1 protein-coding gene is annotated in these 272 nt (G+C 47.8%); it reads left to right on the forward strand.

Annotated elements, in window-relative coordinates; all coding sequences use genetic code 11:
* Window positions 1-272: LysR substrate-binding domain-containing protein (locus tag CWB78_RS18680; RefSeq protein WP_249930490.1), on the forward strand; the 272-nt coding region annotated here is incomplete at both ends.

Here is a 272-nt window from a genome sequence, read left to right on the forward strand (position 1 = left end):
CCTCGCCGCCCCTGGCGGGAGTGGGGGTGGGGTACTCAGCCAGCCTGTACAGCATTTAATTAGACAATTTAGTGATATAGATGTGCACTTAACGCTTTCTGAAGAGCCGATTGATATGATCAGAACAGGTATAGCTTTAGTGCTGGCAATTGGTCCTCTCGAAGACTCAAACGTAATTGCACGCCAACTCGCTAGTTGGCCATTAATCCTGTGTGTTCATAATAATCATGCACTAGCACCGCAACCAAAAAGCACACTGGATGACCGCAAAC

Source organism: Pseudoalteromonas sp. S1612, assembly GCF_005887175.1.
In the GTDB taxonomy this organism is placed as follows: Bacteria; Pseudomonadota; Gammaproteobacteria; order Enterobacterales; family Alteromonadaceae; genus Pseudoalteromonas; species Pseudoalteromonas undina.